Genomic DNA, 16,706 nt, shown 5'->3' with positions numbered 1-16,706 from the left:
ATGTCCATCGCCATAAAGAGCCCGAAAGGGTTCATCAACGGACGCGCCAGCCACCGAAAGCTTTCTGGGTTTCTGACCACGGTGCTGCTGACGGTCGGCGTGTCAGCCAGCGCCCTCGCGGAAACGGCCCGCGGTACGGTATTCGAGGATCTCAACCTGAATGGAACCCTGGATGACGGCGAGCCGCGCCTGCAGGGCATCCATGTGTCCAATGGCCGTGACATTGCCACGACCGGTGAAGATGGCGGCTACAGGATCGAGACGCGCGATGGCGACATCATCTTCGTGATCAAGCCGACCGGCTACCGCACACCGGTGTCCGCTGAGATGCTGCCCCGCTTCCATTACATCCACGCACCGCAGGGCACGCCTGAAGCACTCAAACTGCGGTATCCAGGGCTGGCGCCGACCGGCCCCCTGCCCGAGGCCATCGACTTCCCCCTTGTCGCCCAGGACGAAAGCGGCCCCTTCGAGGTCATCCTCTTCGCTGACACGCAGCCGCAATCCGACACGGAAGTGGATTTCATCCGCGACGACGTGGTGGCGGAACTGATTGGCACGGAGGCGGCCTTCGCCGTCACCATCGGCGACATCATGTTCGATGACCTTGCGCTGTTCCCCCGCTACAACCGGATCATGAGCCAGATGGGCGTACCCGTTTACAATGTGCCGGGCAATCATGAGCTCAACTTCCTGAGCCCAGATGACCGCTATTCGCTGGAAACCTACAAGCGCCTGATCGGTCCGCCGACCTATGCATGGAGCTATGGGGGCGTGCATTTCATCGCGGTCGATAATGTGGACTACAAAGGGTTCGACGCGGGCCGGGAGGAACCGTCCTATCGCGGCAACGGCATGTATGAAGGCCGCGTTCCCGATGACGCGCTCGCCTTCGTCGAAGCCTATCTCTCGACCATCGAGAAGGGCGACCGCATTGTCCTTTTCCACCACATCCCCCTGCGTACCTACCAGGACCCCGACGCGCCCAACATCAATACGGTCAACAAGGCAGATTTGTTCCGCATACTGAGTGGCCACACCGTCTATGCGGCGCACGGGCATACGCACACGACTGAGCACCACTATTTCGGCACGGATGACGGCTTCACCGGCGACACGCCGCTGCACAGCCATGTGATCAGCACGGTCTCGGGGTCTTGGTGGTCAGGCCCCAACGACGCCCGCGGCGTGCCGCTGGCCATGCAGCGCGACGGGACGCCGAACGGCTATCACATCGCCCGTTTCGACGGGCGCAAGATGAGCGTGCGTTTCAAACCGGCCAGCCTGCCTGCCAGCCACCAGATGCGCATCCTGTTCGACAGTCAGTTCCACCAGATGGCGGCACCCATTTTCAGGGATGTACGCCATGGCGGGCTGACCGCCGGACGCATCACCGGTGACCAGGCCGCCTCGACAGATGTGCTGGTCAATGTGTTTGACGGCGGCCCGAACACCACGGTGCTCCTGTCCGTCAATGGCGGCGGCACCATCGAGATGACGCGCGTCGAGGAACCGGACCCCGCAGCCCATGAGCTGTTTGAACGGTTCTCCGCCCAGCGCAAGCCCTGGGTGAAAGCGGAAAAGTCGTCACACCTGTATCGCGCGGATCTGCCGGCCGGCGTGCGGCCGGGCGCCAACACAATCACCGTGACCGCGACCGACGAATTCGGCACGGAGCACACCGCACATGCCGTTATGGAAATGGAAAAGGCGGCACCATGACGGTGCCGCCTTTCCTGTCCCGATGCTGAGCCGTCCCCCATATCAGACCGGCATCAGCTTCGTTCCCTCCCCTTGTTACAAGGGCTGCATCTGTGCGGGGTGCAGTCCCGCCGTCTGATCAGGCGGGGCTTTGTGCGTCCCGGCCCGGGCCGAACCGCGCATCGCCAAGCTCGCGCATCATGGTCAGCATCCGGTCGCGCTCTTCATCGTCCAGGCGCGTGAAGTTCCAGATCAGTGTATAGACCTGTTCGAACATGCTGCTGGGGACGTTCTTGCTGACCCACAGCAATACGAGGAGCAGATCATATTCAAGTTCCTCGCGGTGGCGCCCCCGGCGGATCAGCGGGATGCGGGTGGCACCATCGGTCCGCATGCCGATCACTTCGGAAGTCGCGCCTTTGTCAGTGTCAGTCATGTCATTCGCCGATTCATTCTCGGCATTGTTCTTCGCCTCACGCACGAAGTTGCCGTGGAGACCAAAATTGAAATCCATGTGCTGCATGGTCCGGTTTCACTCCTTCGACCAGCCTGCGCCGCCCCGATATACACTCGGGTTGAAACGGCATGTTGCAGGCTCCCTGCCCCCAAAGACTGACGGGGTTGTCCAACCCCCTCAGACGCTCCCTCCATCAGTGGAGGCAACCTGACACCAGCAGGCACCATTTCGGCACCGAAGAATACCTACCAACCTCCATAGGTATCTCTCTTGATCCGGCTGTGGCATAGGAAGTGCGCTCGGCCCTGCAACCTCATGCACGGCCAGTTCGGCATTTTCCTCATATTCGGTTGCACGCAGCAGACTGCCCCCAAGGACTAATCCCATCGGTCAGAGGGACTAGTCCTTGGGGGCGCGTCCTGTTGAACAGTGTCATGACACCGCATGCACGCGGTCCGTAGCGGGCCGTTTGACGGCCGCGCTCAAAGGCCGGATGCGGATCAATGATCGACAGGCGGGGCCGCTGCGACCCTGCGTCAATGTGTGGTTAGCGAAGCAGGCCGACCCGAGAGGCTTCGTACACCGCCGACACGCGGCTGGAGACCTTCAGCTTCTTCATGACGTTGCTCATGTGAAACTGCACGGTTGGCTCTGACACGCCGATGATCTCGGCAATGTCACGGTTGCTCTTGCCCTGCGCCGCCCAGGACAGGCACTCATATTCGCGCTCGCTGAGGCGCGGCGGCGGCGGAACCAGATCCTTCGACCCGGCGATTGCATCGAAGATCGCGTGGAACTGAGCTGCCAGAGCGTAAACCTCCATCGGGTCCCGCGGCACATCCATCTGCGTTCCGCTTGTCGACACCGACAGCGTTGCCACGCGCCCGGTGGGGCCATGGAAGGGAATCGTGATCCCGAAGCGGTGGCCGGCATCCCAGCCCGCCTGGAAAATCTCGAGCTGGCGCTTGCTGAGGTCCAGGGCAGACGTCACCTGCTCCCATTCGATCGGCCGCTGATTGGTCAGCGCCAGGTCGAACAGCACATCGTCTTCGAAATAGCCTTCGCGGGCGTAGAACTCGATCCAGTCCTGCCCGTAGGTAATGGTCCGGCGGGCGGGTTCTCCGGACTGGCCGCTGAGCGCTTCACCCGTGTGCTGGAAATTGACATAGGCGACCTGGTCAAAACCGAAATCAGCCAGCCTGTTGGCGAGGGCATCGAACAACCGCAGCGGATCATGAGAGGCCATGGCTTCGGTCCACAAGACCTGCCACGACTCTTCGCGCGCAATGACATCGCCCACATCCGGCGTGCCTTTGCGTTGGCGCACATTCGAACGAAGCTGAACCACAGAACTCAAGGGTCACTCCACAACAGGATCAAAACTCACAAGGTGGGCTGTCTTGCCCGGCACGCCTCACATCACACAGGTTTCAAGACCCGCGAGATCACCTTCTGAAGACCCACCTCGCCGGTTGCCCACAGGGTGGATGCTCGCCCAACACCGGCAGCACGACAACCCTGCAACCCATTGTCAAATTAGCCTTTTTTGCCCGGAACCACCAGCAACATCGCGCAAAAGTTGCGTATAGGCTAACCGCATTTCGCGGATGGCTGGGTGCGCCGGAACAGCAAGACTTGCCTTTCCTGAACGGATTTTCACCATCCCGGGTAAATAATTCCGGAACACCGGGTCACAACATCGAGCCTTTGCCTATAGTGCCCGCACCATGAAAAAAACGACGAAAAAGCTCCTGCTCTGCACTGCCCTCACGGCAGTCACAGCAATCTCGGGGAAAAGCCAGGCCCAGGACGCACCGGAAGGCGCGCTTGTCCTCGACCCCGTGGTCATCACCGGCACACGCATTGCCCAGCCTGCCAGCGAGCTGGCAGGCAACACCGCCGTGCTTGAAGCCGACGAGATCACCCTTTCAAGCCACGACAATCCCGCCGAGCTGCTGAACAGGCTGCCCGGCGTCTACATCCACTCGAATGACGGCCAGGAACACCTGACGGCCATCCGGTCGCCGGTGCTGACCGGTGGAGCCGGCCAGGGGTCATTCCTCTATCTCGAAGACGGCATTCCCCTGCGCGCGACCGGCTGGGGCAATGTGAACGGCCTGTTCGACGCCCATTTCGAAACCGCTGACCGCATCGAAGTCGTCCGCGGGCCCGGATCCGCACTCTATGGCTCCAATGCGGTGCATGGGCTCATCAATGTCATCACCCCGGACCCGTCCTTCACCGCGGAACGCACCCTGTCCTACGAGACCGGCGGCCACAGGGATAAGGGTTCAGCGGACGTGACCGGTCCGCTGTCGGACAAGACGGCCTATCGGGCCTCGGTCTCGGTGTTGGAGGATTCGAGCTTCCGTGAGCACGCCAATGTGGGTCAGCAGAAGGCAACCCTCAGCGTGCTGCATGATGACGGTCCTGACCGGATCAAGCTTCTGGTCTCCGGCCAGAACCTGAACCAGGAGACTGCCGGCTTCATTCGCGGCTTCGAGGCCTATCGCGACGGTGACCTTGCGCGCTCGAACCCCAACCCGGAAGCCTTCCGCGACGCCTGGGCCCTGCGGGCCTCCGCGCGATGGGACCGGGAACTGAATGACAGCATGACGCTCTCCATCACGCCCTTCGCGCGGGTGAACGACATGGAGTTCCTGCGCCATTTCGTGCCGGACCAGTCGCTGGAGGAAACCGGCCACTGGAGCGCCGGCGCGCAATCCGCGCTCTATATCGACCTTGAGGGCGGCCACACACTCGTTGCAGGTCTCGACCTCGAATACACCGACGGCTACCTGAAGGAGACACAGGCGCGCCCGACCTTCGGCAGCTTCCCGCAGGGCATCCACTACGACTTTGAGGCAACGCAGATCGTTGTGGCGCCTTATGTGCATGCCGAATGGCAGGTGACGCCCACCACCCGCGTCACCACCGGGGTGCGCTTCGACTGGACGCGGTATGACTATGACAACAAGACGGCATCCAACACCGTCGGCCGTTTCCAGCGCCCTGCCGACCGCACCGACGACTTCTTCAACGTGACCCCCAAGCTCGGCGTCGTGCAGGCGCTCAGCGATGACGTTGAGATCTATGCCAACCTCGCCCGCGCCGCCCGGGCGCCGCAGGTGACGGACCTGTATCGCCTGCAGGTCAACCAGGCCGTCGGCGACGTTGAGTCCGAGACCCTGGACAGCATCGAGATCGGCACCCGCGCCACCATCGGCCCGGTCACCGCTTCGCTGGCGGCGTTCTATGCGGAGAAGGACAATTTCTTCTTCCGTGACGCGGACGGCTTCAACGTCACCGACGGGGAAACCTCCCATCGCGGCATCGAGCTGGATGCCTTTGCAGAGCTGCCCTTCGGGTTCGATCTCGGGGTCAGTGGCGCCTACGCCGTTCACCAGTATGAGTTCGACCGGCCAATCACCAGCCCCGCGCAGCAGACCGAGGCGATCCGCTCCGGCACCGACATCGATACCGCCCCGCGCTGGACCGGCAATGCCCGGCTCGGCTGGTCGCTTGATGACCGGGCACGGGCGGAACTCGAATATGTCTATGTGGACGAGTACTTCGTCGATGCGGCGAACATCAACGAGTATGACGGCCATCAGGTGCTGAACCTGCGCGCCCGCTACCAGGTGACCGACAATCTGGAGATCACCGGTCGCATCATGAATCTCGGCAATGTCGAATTCGCCGAGCGCGCCGACTTCGCCTTCGGAAGTTTCCGCTATTTCCCGGGCGAACCGAGAACCGCCTATATCGGCACGTCCGTTTCGTTCTGAGCGGCCTGCGCACAACATTTGTGCGCCGATGAAAAACCGAGCCCGGCTGACGGCCAAGCTGCCGCTACGTCAGCCGGGTTTCGCGTCTCCGCGGCCTGCGCAAATCGCCGCCTAGACAGTTGACTCACAAGGCGAAAAAGCCAAAGTGGCGCCCAAATTGGGCGCGCGCGTAATGTGTGCACGCATTTCCTCAGGCGCATGCCCGATGAATGAGGGGCGGACTGGCCAGACAGTCGGCACTGCCTCCGCAAAAATGCCAACGCAACATTTCGATCGAGAGACATCCGCACATGAAGAAGCACAAGGTCCGCGTTTACCCGTCAAAGAAGCATCTCCCGCGCGAGAAGCAGCTCGCCTGGAAGATGGCTGAAGTCTGCGCCGACAAAGTGCCGGTGGAAAAAGACGTCGAGGCGATGATCATCAACCGCATCATCGACAACGCCTCCGTCGCCATTGCCTCGGTCAACCGCCACGCACCGGCCACCGCCCGCGTTCAGGCGCTGGCGCATCCGCGCAAGGGCGGCGCCACCGTGTTCGGCATGCCCAGCAACCAGACCTACTGCGCCGAATGGGCCGCATGGGCCAACGGCACCGCCGTCCGCGAGCTGGACTTCCATGACACCTATCTCGCCGCTGACTACTCCCACCCCGGCGACAACATCCCGCCGATCCTCGCCGTCGCCCAGCAGACCGGCCAGACCGGCAAGAACCTCATCCGCGGCCTTGCGGCAGGTTATGAGCTGCAGGTCGACCTCGTGACCGGTATCTGCCTGCACGAGCACAAGATCGACCACATCGCCCATCTCGGCCCGTCGGCCGCAGGCGGCATCGGCGCCATGCTCAAGCTGCCGACCGAAGTGATCTACCAGTCGATCCAGCAGGCCCTGCACACCACCGTCTCCACCCGCCAGTCGCGCAAGGGCGAAATCTCGTCCTGGAAGGCCTTTGCTCCGGCCCACGCCGGCAAGCTGGCGATCGAGGCCGTTGACCGCTGCATGCGCGGCGAAGGCGCACCGTCGCCGATCTATGAAGGCGAAGACAGTGTCGTTGCCTGGATCCTCGATGGTCCGGATGCGGAATACACCGTGCCGCTGCCGGGCGCAGGCGAACCCAAGCGCGCCATCCTCGACACCTACACCAAGGAACACTCGGCCGAGTATCAGAGCCAGGCCCTGATCGACCTTGCGTTCAAGATGGGTGCGGAAATCGACAACTTCGATGACATCGAGGAAATCGTGATCCACACGTCGCATCACACCCACTACGTGATCGGCACCGGCGCCAACGACCCGCAGAAGATGGACCCGAATGCCAGCCGCGAAACGCTGGACCATTCGATCATGTACATCTTCGCCGTCGCCCTGCAGGACGGCTCCTGGCACCACGTGAAGTCCTACGCCCCGCGCCGCGCGGCCCGCAAGGACACCGTGCGCCTGTGGCACAAGATCCGCACCGTCGAAGATCCCAAGTGGACCGAGCGCTACCACTCGCGCAACCCGAAGGTGAAGGCCTTCGGTGCCCGCGTGGAGATCAGGTTCAAGGACGGCTCGCAGATGGAAGACGAAATGGCCGTCGCCAACGCGCACCCGCTGGGCGCCCGTCCGTTCGAGCGTGAGAACTACATCAACAAGTTCATGACGCTGACCGACGGCATCATCACCCAGAACGAAGCCGAGCGCTTCATTGAAACCGCCGAGCGCCTGCCGAAGCTGAAGGCTGATGAGCTGAACCAGCTCAACGTCCAGGTGCCGGCCGGCAAGGTGAAGCGCCTCGCCGACAAGAAGGGCATCTTTTAATGCTGAATGTCACGAAGACCGCCGCTGAAAAGCGCAAGGCCTTCAAGGACGGGATCAACTCGGGGACGCTTCAACGCGTCCCCGGGGCCTTCTCGCCGCTTGTGGCCCGGCTGCTTGAGGAGCAGGGCTTCGACGCCATCTACATTTCCGGCGCCGTCCTCTCCGCCGATCTCGGCCTGCCCGATATCGGCCTGACAACGCTGACCGAAGTGGCCACCCGCGGCCACCAGATTGCCCGCTCCACCAACCTGCCCTGCATGATCGACGTGGACACCGGCTTCGGTGAACCCATGTCGGCCTACCGCACCATGGTGGAAATGGAGAACCAGGGCCTCGCCGCCTTCCACCTGGAAGACCAGGTGAACCCGAAGCGCTGCGGCCATCTCGACAACAAGGACGTGGTGCCCGTGGACGTGATGGTCCGCCGCATCAAGGCTGCCGTTGAGGCACGCCAGGACGAGAACTTCACCATCATGGCCCGGACCGATGCCCGCGGCATTGAAGGCCTCGACGCAGCCATCGACCGCGCCAAGGCCTATGTGGATGCCGGCGCCGACGCGATCTTCCCGGAAGCCATGAAGGACGAAAGCGACTTCGAAGCCTTCCGCAAGGGCGTGGACGTTCCCATCCTCGCCAACATGACCGAGTTCGGTAAATCGGACCTGCTGACCACCAAGCAGATGCAGGATTTGGGCATCAACATCGTCATCTACCCGGTGACGTCCCTGCGCATCGCCATGGGCGCCGTTGAAAGCGCGTTCGAGCGCATTCGCGACGAGGGCACCCAGGAAGGCGTGGTCCCGCAGATGCAGACCCGCGCCCGGCTCTATGAGCTTCTCAATTACGAAGAGTACAACAAGTTCGACACCTCGATCTTCAACTTCAAGGTCTGACCCAGTCGAACACCGCTTACCGGCTTTGCGGCGCACCGTCATCGCCGGCAACAGGAAGGTGAATACCAATGAGCGAAGTACCCGCCGAAGAAATCAAATACGGCCTGGCAGGCGTCGTCACCGACACCACAGCCGTGTCCAAGGTGATGCAGGAAACCAACTCCCTCACCTATCGCGGCTATGCCGTGCAGGACCTCTGCAAGAAGGCCGACTTCATGCAGACGGCCTATCTGCTGTGGCACGGTGAACTGCCGAACAAGGCACAGCTGGCCGAGCTCGTTGAGCAGGAAATCGGCTTCCGCGCCATTTCCGACGACGCGATCGAAGTGATCCGCCGCTTCAACAAGAATGCCCATCCGATGGACACGATCCGCACGGCTGTGAGCTTCCTCGGCCAGGAAGACCCCACCACCGCGGATGAGAGCCCGGAAAGCAATCTTGAAAAGTCGATCAAGATGCTGGCCCGCATCCCGACCTGCATCGCTGCGGACTACCGCATCCGCAACGGCAAGGAACCGATTGCGCCGAGCAAGGATCTCGGCTTCTCCGAGAACTTCTTCAACATGTGCTTCGGCGAAGTGCCGGCCAAGGAAGTCATCGACTGCTTCGACATCTCGATGATCCTCTACGCCGAGCACTCCTTCAACGCCTCGACCTTCGCTGCCCGCGTCATCACCTCCACCACGTCGGACATCTACTCCGCCGTGACCGGTGCCATCGGCGCCCTCAAGGGCCCGCTGCACGGCGGCGCCAACGAGGCCGTGATGCATATGATGATCGAGATCGATGACCCGGCGAAGGCCGCCCAGTGGCTGCGCGACGCGCTCGCCAACAAGCGCAAGGTCATGGGCTTCGGCCACCGCGTTTACAAGAACGGCGACAGCCGCGTGCCGACCATGACCGAGGCCTATTACAAGATGGCCGAGATCAAGGGCGGCCAGAAGTGGGTCGAGATGTCGAAGAACCTGGAAAAGACCATGGTCGACGACAAGGGCATCTACCCGAACCTCGATTTCCCGGCGGGCCCGGCCTACTACCTGATGGGCTTCGACATCCCGATGTTCACCCCGCTCTTCGTGATGAGCCGTATCACCGGCTGGACGGCGCACATCATGGAGCAGGTGGCCGACAACAAGCTGATCCGCCCGCTCTCCGCCTATGTGGGCGAAGAGCAGCGCCAGGTGACGTCGCTGGACGAACGCCCCGCCCACTAGCGGCAGGTGCAACACCAGGAACGCAAAGGCCCCGGCATTCGCCGGGGCCTTTTTTGTTGCCCCTGCGCCCCGGTTATCGGGGCGACGGCCGCCGTTCATCGGCCTGTCATCTAGGCCCAGCTAGCTTTTGGGTGTAGGCATAAGACCTGCACATCAGTCACTCGGGGGATGGAACCGATGCGCATCTTGATGAAGACACTGGCCATGGCCTGGGCACTCGGCGTTTTGAGCCTTGTGCCTCTCAGCCCGGCAGCAGCGCAATATGGCGGTGACGCCCTGTCGCGCATGAACGATGTGCAGCGCAATGCCCTGACCGACGGCTGCTGGAAGCGCTATGCCGGCAATGACCGCAAGCGCAATGCCTGCCTCCAGGGCCAGGCCTATTGGCAGAACGCTCTCAGGGACGGCTGCCATCAACGCTATTCCGGCAACGGCTCCAAGCTCGACCGCTGCCTTGATACCTCCAATCTCTATGGAGGCTATGGTGGCAACAGCGGCTATCAGGGCCATTCAGACAATTACGGCAATTCCTACGGCCAGACTGACGGTCGCCTGTTTGACAAGGCGCTGGAGACCGGCTGCGACGCCCGCTTCCCGCGTTTTTCGAATGACTACGACGCCTGCATGCGCGGCAACCACTATTCCCGGTCCGCCCATGCGGATGGCTGCAACCGCCTCTATGGCGGCGGCGGCAATCGCTACTATCGCTGCCTCGACAGCTACCGCTCCGGCGGCATCAGCAATTATTCCGGCGGCAGCGGTTTCTTCGGCGGCAATTCGGGTGGCTCAGGCAGCAGCCTTGGCGGGCTCAGCGACATCCAGCAGAACGCCCTCAAGGACGGGTGCTGGCAGCGCTATGCCGGCAATGAGCGCAAGCGCTATTCCTGCCTGAAGGGCGAAGCCCACTGGCGTGATGCCCTGAGGGATGGCTGCTGGCAGCGCTATAATGGTAATCAGAAGAAGCTGAACCGCTGCCTGGATTACTGACCGCACACCACATGACATCACCCGGCCCTGCCCCCCTTCCCGGCCCGCACCCCGTGCCGGGCACCCCGGACCCTGCGCCTGAAAACGGCGTCAGCTTCGTCGTGCCGGTCTACAACAAGGCGCGCGTCCTGCCGCCCGTGCTGGACGCCATGGCCGCGCAGCAGGGCGACTTCCCGCGCGAATTCATCTTCGTGGATGACGGGTCGACCGACGACAGCCTCGACGTGGTCCGCGCCGGCACGGCGGGCTGGAACAATGTGCAGATCATCTGCCAGGAGAACGCAGGCTCCGCAGCGGCGACCAATACCGGCATCTCCGCGGCCCGCATGCCGTTTCTCAAATTCGTCGATGCCGATGACCTTTTGACCCGCGACGCCACGGTGAACCTGCTGACCGCCCTGCGCGACGCACCGGTCGCCATCGTCGCCTATGGCGACCGCGCGTTCTTTCCGCCGGGCGCTGAGCCGGACCTGTCACCGGCACCGGCCTCTCCTGCCATCACGGTAACAGCGGCCCCCCTGGCACCGGCCATCCGCAATTCGCTGTTCAACCCCACCCAGTTCATGACCCGCACAGAAATTGCCCGCGCATGCGGCGGCTGCGATGAACGGGTGGTGTTCAGCCAGGAATATTCCCTGACCATGCGGCTGGCCCGCCATGGCAGCTTCCTGCACCTGGACCAGACACTGGCCTATCTGCTGGATGACAGCGTCAACCGGCTGTCGAACAATCAGGGAAGGCAGCTCCAGCGCGTCACCAAGGCGGTGCGCCTGTTCGTTGCCGACTACCCCGACCTTGACCCGGCCCTCATCCGGTTTGCCTGCCGCCGCAACGCTGCGCGGGCCTGGCGCTATGCGCGCCGCGAACGCGGCGCCGGGCTGACAAGCGCATGGTACCGCCACTATCTGCGCGGATCATTGGGGCTGTGGCGTGACCCTGTGCGCTTTATCCGGACCTGTGAAGCGGTGTATGACCATTAAGCGGCATTGACCGGCCCGGTCTCACCGCCCCAACTCGACAAATGCGTTGAAGGCACGTCCCGTCATGTCCACCGCCGACATCAACTATGACGACAATTTCTATGCGGACCTCGTCAACACGGCGGGCCCCTCCGCCTCGGTGATCGCACCGATGGTGTTCGACATGGTACGGCCGGACAAGGTGATTGATATCGGCTGCGGGGACGGCTCGTGGCTGGCGGCCTTCAAGGCATGCGGCGCCGGGACAATCTGCGGGCTCGACGGCGAGTGGCTCGACCTTGCCGTCCTGCGCATTCCCCAGGACCATTTCCGCCGGACGGATCTGTTTGCCCCGATCGATACGGGCGATGGATATGACCTGGCGATCTCGCTCGAAGTCGCCGAGCACCTGCCGGAGAGCCGGGCTGAGAGCTTCGTCCGGGAGCTGACGAAGGCCGCACCCGTGGTGCTGTTCTCCGCCGCCATCCCCCTGCAGGAAGGCCCTAACCACATCAACGAGCAATGGCCCTCCTATTGGGCCCGCCACTTCGCAGCCAACGGCTATGTGCCGGTGGACGCGATCCGCACGCGGGTGTGGAACAACCAGGACGTCACCTGGTGGTACAAGCAGAACCTAGTCCTCTACGTGGATGAGGCGCGGCTCGGAGACTATCCCGCGCTCAAGGCGGCGCGGGACCTGATGGGCCACGAGGTGATGGACATGGTGCATCCGGACAAGTACCGGGCGCTCGCCAAGAAAGCGCATCCCAATTTCAGCCGCTGGATCAAGTCCCTGCCGCTGGTCTTCAAGAGTCGGCCGAAGATCTGACGCCATGTGTGGCTTTGCAGGCTTTCTGGATCCGGACCACCGCACCAATCCGACGCACTGGCCCGGCCTGCTGACCGCGATGACCGACGCCATCGCGCCGCGGGGACCGAACCATGCGGGCCAGTGGCACGATGCGGAGGCGGGGATCGGTCTTGGGTTCCGGCGGCTTTCCATCCTCGACCTATCGCCGGCTGGCAACCAGCCGATGACCAGCGCGGATGGGCGGTTCCAGCTCGTCTATAACGGTGAAATCTACAACGCCCCGGACATCAGGGCGCGCCTGGAACAGACAGGCGACATTGCCTGGCGCGGCCATTCCGACACGGAAATCCTGCTGGCAGCCCTCGCCCGCTGGGGCGTTGCCGAAACGCTGCCGCTGCTGGACGGCATGTTCGCGTTCGCCCTGTGGGACCGGGAAACCCGTACGCTGTTCCTGGCGCGCGACCGGTTCGGCGAAAAACCGCTGGTCTATGGCTGGCAGCAGGGCGTGTTCCTGTTCGGCTCCACCCTGGCAGCCCTGCGGCCGCACCCCGCATGGGAAACAAAGCTGTCCGCCACGGCCGTCTCCGCCTTCCTGACCCGTAGCTATGTGCCCGCGCCGCTGACCATTCAGGAGGGCATGGCCAAGCTGCCGCCCGGCCATTGGGGCGAGCTCCGCCCCGGCCGTGGTCGCGCGCTGGCGCTGAAGACCTATTTCGACCCGCTGGAGGAAGCCGAAAGTCTGCAGCCCGAAGGCGGCACCCGGCCCATTGAAGCGGCCGTTGATGAACTCGACGCCCTCATCGCCCGCTCCGTTACGCGGCGGCTGCATGCGGATGTGCCGGTGGGCGTCTTCCTGTCCGGCGGCATCGACAGCTCGACGGTCGCAGCCCATGCCGCGCGCGCTGCGGGTCACCGCGTCAAGACCTTCACCATCGCCTTCCCGGACAGCGCCCACGACGAAGCCCCCTACGCCCGCGACGTGGCCGCCCATCTGGGCACGGACCATCATGAAATGCCGGTGACCGATAAAGACGCGCGCGACCTGCTTCCGGACCTGCCGGCGACCTATGATGAACCCTTCGCAGACCCCTCGGCCCTGCCCAGCATGGTGCTGAGCCGCAAGACGCGGGCGCATGTCACCGTGGCCCTGTCGGGTGATGGCGGCGATGAGTTCTTCGGCGGCTATGGCCGCTACCGCGCTGCCGCCGAAGACTGGCGCCGTGCTGCGGGCCGGCCTCAGTGGCTGCGCCGCGCGGCGGGCACCCTGGCCCGCGTCCCCGGCATGCCGGGCCGCAAGGCGCTGGCCCGCGCAGGTATTCAGGGTCCGGACGATGCCTACCTGCCCCATGTCAGCCGCTGGCGGTGGGACATGCCCACAGCAGCCTATGACGAACCGCCATGGCCCGCCTCTCCCCTGGCGCCCGAGGCGCGCTTCATGGTGCAGGACACCATGACCTATCTGCCGGATGACCTGCAGGTAAAGATGGACCGCGCCTCCATGGGTGCGAGCCTCGAGGTCCGGGCGCCGCTGCTCGACCATGCAATCGCCCGTTTCGCATTTGCACAATTTCCGGAAATATCTACATATCCAAACATAAGCGGGAAATATTTGTTGCGCCGCACCCTGGCACGCCACGTGCCGGAGCATCTCTTCGAGCGGCCCAAGATGGGCTTCTACCAGCCGCTGCCCGACTGGCTGCGCGGCGAGCTGCGCGACTGGGCCGAGGCCCTGTTATCCCCGCAGGCCCTCGCCCGGACCGGCCTGATCGACCCGGCCCCGATCCGCGCCGCCTGGGCCGCCCATCTGCGCGGCCGCAACCGGGCGCTGGACCTGTGGACCATCCTCACCTTTCAGCAATGGCTCGCCGCACAGTCCGCCTGAGCCGCGCTATAGTCGCAGGCGAATCGGATCGCTCAGGGAAAAGGTGACCTTGCATGACCGCCAAGGCGAAGGACTTCGCTGAAATCTATCGCCGCTTCGGGGCGTCGATCGCCCAGCGCCATGACTGCGGCTGGTACTGCGCGCCGCTGAATGGCGGCGAGCCGGTCTGCTGCACCACGGGCCATGCAATCCCCATCGTGCAGAAATCCGAGTGGAAGCTTTTGAAGGGCCGCACGGATCTCTGGCGCAGCTTCAAGCCCTTCGACAAGACAAGCCGGGAAATCGTCGACGAGCTGCATGAGAGCTGCAAGGCGATCGAGTGCAAGGGCGCCGCTTATTGCGAGCGCGACAACCGCACCCTGGCCTGCCGGGCTTTCCCTTTCTTCCCCTATTTCAACAAGCAGCGCGAGCTGGTCGGCCTCGGCTATTACTGGTCCTTCGAGGACCGGTGCTGGGTCTTGTCCAACCTCGCCTGCGTGGACACCGAATTCGTCAGGGAATTCCTGTCCGCCTATGAGCTGCTGTTCGAAAAGGACGAGGACGAACTTGAGGCCTTCATCGACGAGTCGGCCTCCATGCGGCGGGTCTTCTCCCGCCGGGGCGACCCGCTGCCGCTGATCGGCCGCGACGGCAAGCTCTACAAGATCCTGCCGAAGACCAAGGGCCGGATCATTCCGGCCGTCCCGTCGGACTTCAAACCCCACGGCGCCTACAAGTCACCGAAGGCCTACCGCAAGGCCGTGAAGGAGGAAGGCGGCGATCCCGAGGCCCCCTTCCCCCCCGTAGTGCGATAGGCAGGCTACTCGGCACCCTCCGGTACCGGCAGCAGCACGGCGCTCTGGCACGACCGGCCGATCCAGCCCCTGGTGTCGTAGATCGCAGCTTCCGTCAGCCCCGAGCCGTTGGGATACCAGCCCGACCGTGGCTGGATACCGATCCAGTCGCTCTCCGGCATCCGCGACAGGTGTACCGAGATGTCCGCATTCGGCCAGCCGCCGGCCTTGGGCCGCTCACCTTCCAGATAGACGCTGAACAGGGTCGCGTAATCCGCAATGGCCATCGCCTGCGCGAACGGCACCGGATTGGGCCCCAGGGGATTGGTGGGCTTCACCCACACCGCCCGGTTGGCCTTGTCCTCGCGCACCTCGACAGCCGACAGATAGGTCGTCCCCGTCACCATGGAGGCAAACCCCCATTCCGGCATCGCATCGGGGTCAAAACTCTCCTCCGCCGGCGGCACAATGCCCGGCACCGGCCTGTCCTTGAGGAAAGCCATGCTGGCTTTCGCCCGCAGCTTGCCGCCCGCCATCAGACAGTTTTCCATCACCGTCAGGCGCGCCCCGCCGCGCACTTCCTCGATCTGCGTGGTGAACGGCTCAAGCGGTGCCGGCCGCACCAGATAGACCGTCGCCGAAACGGGTTGCCCCCAGCCGAGCTCAGCGCCTCGGGTCTCCATCTCGCCTGCCAGCGTGCCGGACACGACACCGCCATGCAGGCCGCCAAACGGCCCCATGGCAAAGGGGGTGGGGTGCCAGATTTCGCCCTCGCGGCCGACAACGGGCGGCACGCCCGCCAGAACAGGTGCATTCATGACGCCAATGCCTCATCGATAAAGTCCAGCCGGTCCTGGCCGAAATACATGTCCTCGCCGATGTAGAAGGTCGGCGCCCCGAACGCACCCTTCGCCACAGCTTCTTCCGTCGCTGCCTTGAGGCCGTCCTTCACGGCCTGGTCCTGCGTCTTGGCAAGGAACCAGTCCACATCGAACCCCGCTTCACGCAGCACCGCGGCGACTTCCGCCGGGTCGTTGAGGTTGCGCGGCTTGAGCCACATGGCCTCGAAGATCGTGGCGAGATATTTGTGGAAGAACGCGTCGCCTTCACCCTGCGCCGCAACCGCGCCGCGCATCAGCACCAGCGTGTTGATCGGAAAGTCGGGATTGAAATTGAGCTCCACGCCATACCGCTTGGCAAAGCGCTGCAGATCACGCCCCATATAGGTCCCCTTGGCCGGCACGGCACCCGGCGGATTGTTACCCGTCGCCTTGTGGACGCCGCCAAGCAGCATGGGGCGATAGTCGATGACCGCCCCCCGCGCCTCGGCGATCTTCGGCAATTGCTGCCACGCCAGATAGGCGGTCGGACTGCCGAAGTCGAACCAGAATTCAACTGTCTTGGTCATGGATTTTCCCATTAGCTTGATAATTCGTATACGGACT

Annotated in this window: 14 protein-coding genes; 10 read left to right on the top strand and 4 right to left on the bottom strand. The window is 63.5% G+C overall.

Annotated elements, in window-relative coordinates; translation table 11 throughout:
- Entirely contained in the window at nucleotides 1–1,722 is a 1,722-nt protein-coding gene (locus tag HG718_RS01275) for a calcineurin-like phosphoesterase family protein (protein WP_160586703.1), read from the top strand.
- Between the two features lie 118 nt (nucleotides 1,723–1,840).
- Here the strand turns inward: HG718_RS01275 and HG718_RS01270 are convergent, their stop codons facing one another.
- On the bottom strand, nucleotides 1,841–2,224 hold the full coding sequence (locus tag HG718_RS01270) for a hypothetical protein (protein WP_027838909.1): 384 nt from the start codon (nucleotides 2,222–2,224) through the stop codon (nucleotides 1,841–1,843).
- A gap of 481 nt (nucleotides 2,225–2,705) precedes the next feature.
- Entirely contained in the window at nucleotides 2,706–3,506 is an 801-nt protein-coding gene (locus tag HG718_RS01265) for a helix-turn-helix transcriptional regulator (RefSeq protein WP_244624804.1), read from the bottom strand.
- Nucleotides 3,507–3,885: 379 nt separating this feature from the next.
- On the opposite strand from HG718_RS01265, the gene HG718_RS01260 reads away from it, so the two are divergent.
- From HG718_RS01260 to HG718_RS01220, 9 genes are all read left to right on the top strand, one after another.
- On the top strand, nucleotides 3,886–5,946 hold the full coding sequence (locus tag HG718_RS01260) for a TonB-dependent receptor (protein ID WP_160586701.1): 2,061 nt from the start codon (nucleotides 3,886–3,888) through the stop codon (nucleotides 5,944–5,946).
- Nucleotides 5,947–6,236: 290 nt separating this feature from the next.
- Nucleotides 6,237–7,742, top strand: a complete 1,506-nt coding sequence (locus HG718_RS01255) for an MmgE/PrpD family protein (protein ID WP_027838907.1) — start codon at nucleotides 6,237–6,239, stop codon at nucleotides 7,740–7,742.
- Nucleotides 7,742–8,635, top strand: coding sequence for a methylisocitrate lyase (gene prpB, locus HG718_RS01250; protein ID WP_027838906.1), 894 nt, complete (start codon nucleotides 7,742–7,744; stop codon nucleotides 8,633–8,635). Before HG718_RS01255 ends, prpB begins: the two co-directional genes overlap by 1 nt.
- A 68-nt stretch (nucleotides 8,636–8,703) precedes the next feature.
- Complete coding sequence (locus HG718_RS01245) at nucleotides 8,704–9,849, top strand: bifunctional 2-methylcitrate synthase/citrate synthase (RefSeq protein WP_160586700.1); 1,146 nt, start codon at nucleotides 8,704–8,706, stop codon at nucleotides 9,847–9,849.
- A 177-nt stretch (nucleotides 9,850–10,026) separates the two neighbouring features.
- Nucleotides 10,027–10,836, top strand: coding sequence for a hypothetical protein (locus HG718_RS01240; RefSeq protein ID WP_160586699.1), 810 nt, complete (start codon nucleotides 10,027–10,029; stop codon nucleotides 10,834–10,836).
- 11 nt (nucleotides 10,837–10,847) lie between these two features.
- Nucleotides 10,848–11,816 (top strand): glycosyltransferase family 2 protein, encoded by a 969-nt coding sequence (locus HG718_RS01235; protein ID WP_160586698.1) that lies wholly within the window; start codon nucleotides 10,848–10,850, stop codon nucleotides 11,814–11,816.
- 64 nt (nucleotides 11,817–11,880) lie between these two features.
- Nucleotides 11,881–12,624, top strand: a complete 744-nt coding sequence (locus tag HG718_RS01230; RefSeq protein ID WP_160586697.1) for a class I SAM-dependent methyltransferase — start codon at nucleotides 11,881–11,883, stop codon at nucleotides 12,622–12,624.
- A 4-nt stretch (nucleotides 12,625–12,628) separates the two neighbouring features.
- Nucleotides 12,629–14,488 (top strand): asparagine synthase (glutamine-hydrolyzing), encoded by a 1,860-nt coding sequence (gene asnB, locus HG718_RS01225; RefSeq protein WP_160586696.1) that lies wholly within the window; start codon nucleotides 12,629–12,631, stop codon nucleotides 14,486–14,488.
- Between the two features lie 53 nt (nucleotides 14,489–14,541).
- Complete coding sequence (locus tag HG718_RS01220) at nucleotides 14,542–15,282, top strand: hypothetical protein (RefSeq protein WP_160586695.1); 741 nt, start codon at nucleotides 14,542–14,544, stop codon at nucleotides 15,280–15,282.
- A gap of 5 nt (nucleotides 15,283–15,287) precedes the next feature.
- On the opposite strand, the gene HG718_RS01215 is transcribed toward HG718_RS01220, so the two are convergent.
- Nucleotides 15,288–16,079 carry a thioesterase family protein gene (locus tag HG718_RS01215; protein WP_160586694.1) on the bottom strand — a complete coding sequence of 264 codons (792 nt, stop codon included), beginning with the start codon at nucleotides 16,077–16,079 and terminating at the stop codon, nucleotides 15,288–15,290.
- Complete coding sequence (locus HG718_RS01210) at nucleotides 16,076–16,669, bottom strand: 2-hydroxychromene-2-carboxylate isomerase (RefSeq protein ID WP_160586693.1); 594 nt, start codon at nucleotides 16,667–16,669, stop codon at nucleotides 16,076–16,078. The genes HG718_RS01215 and HG718_RS01210 overlap by 4 nt, the downstream gene beginning before the upstream one ends.
- Between the last annotated feature and the right edge of the window lie 37 nt (nucleotides 16,670–16,706).

This window comes from Pyruvatibacter mobilis (genome assembly GCF_012848855.1).
In the GTDB taxonomy this organism is placed as follows: Bacteria; Pseudomonadota; Alphaproteobacteria; order CGMCC-115125; family CGMCC-115125; genus Pyruvatibacter; species Pyruvatibacter mobilis.
The sequence above is the reverse complement of the archived record's forward strand: the minus strand, read 5'-3'. Positions and strand labels throughout refer to the sequence as shown.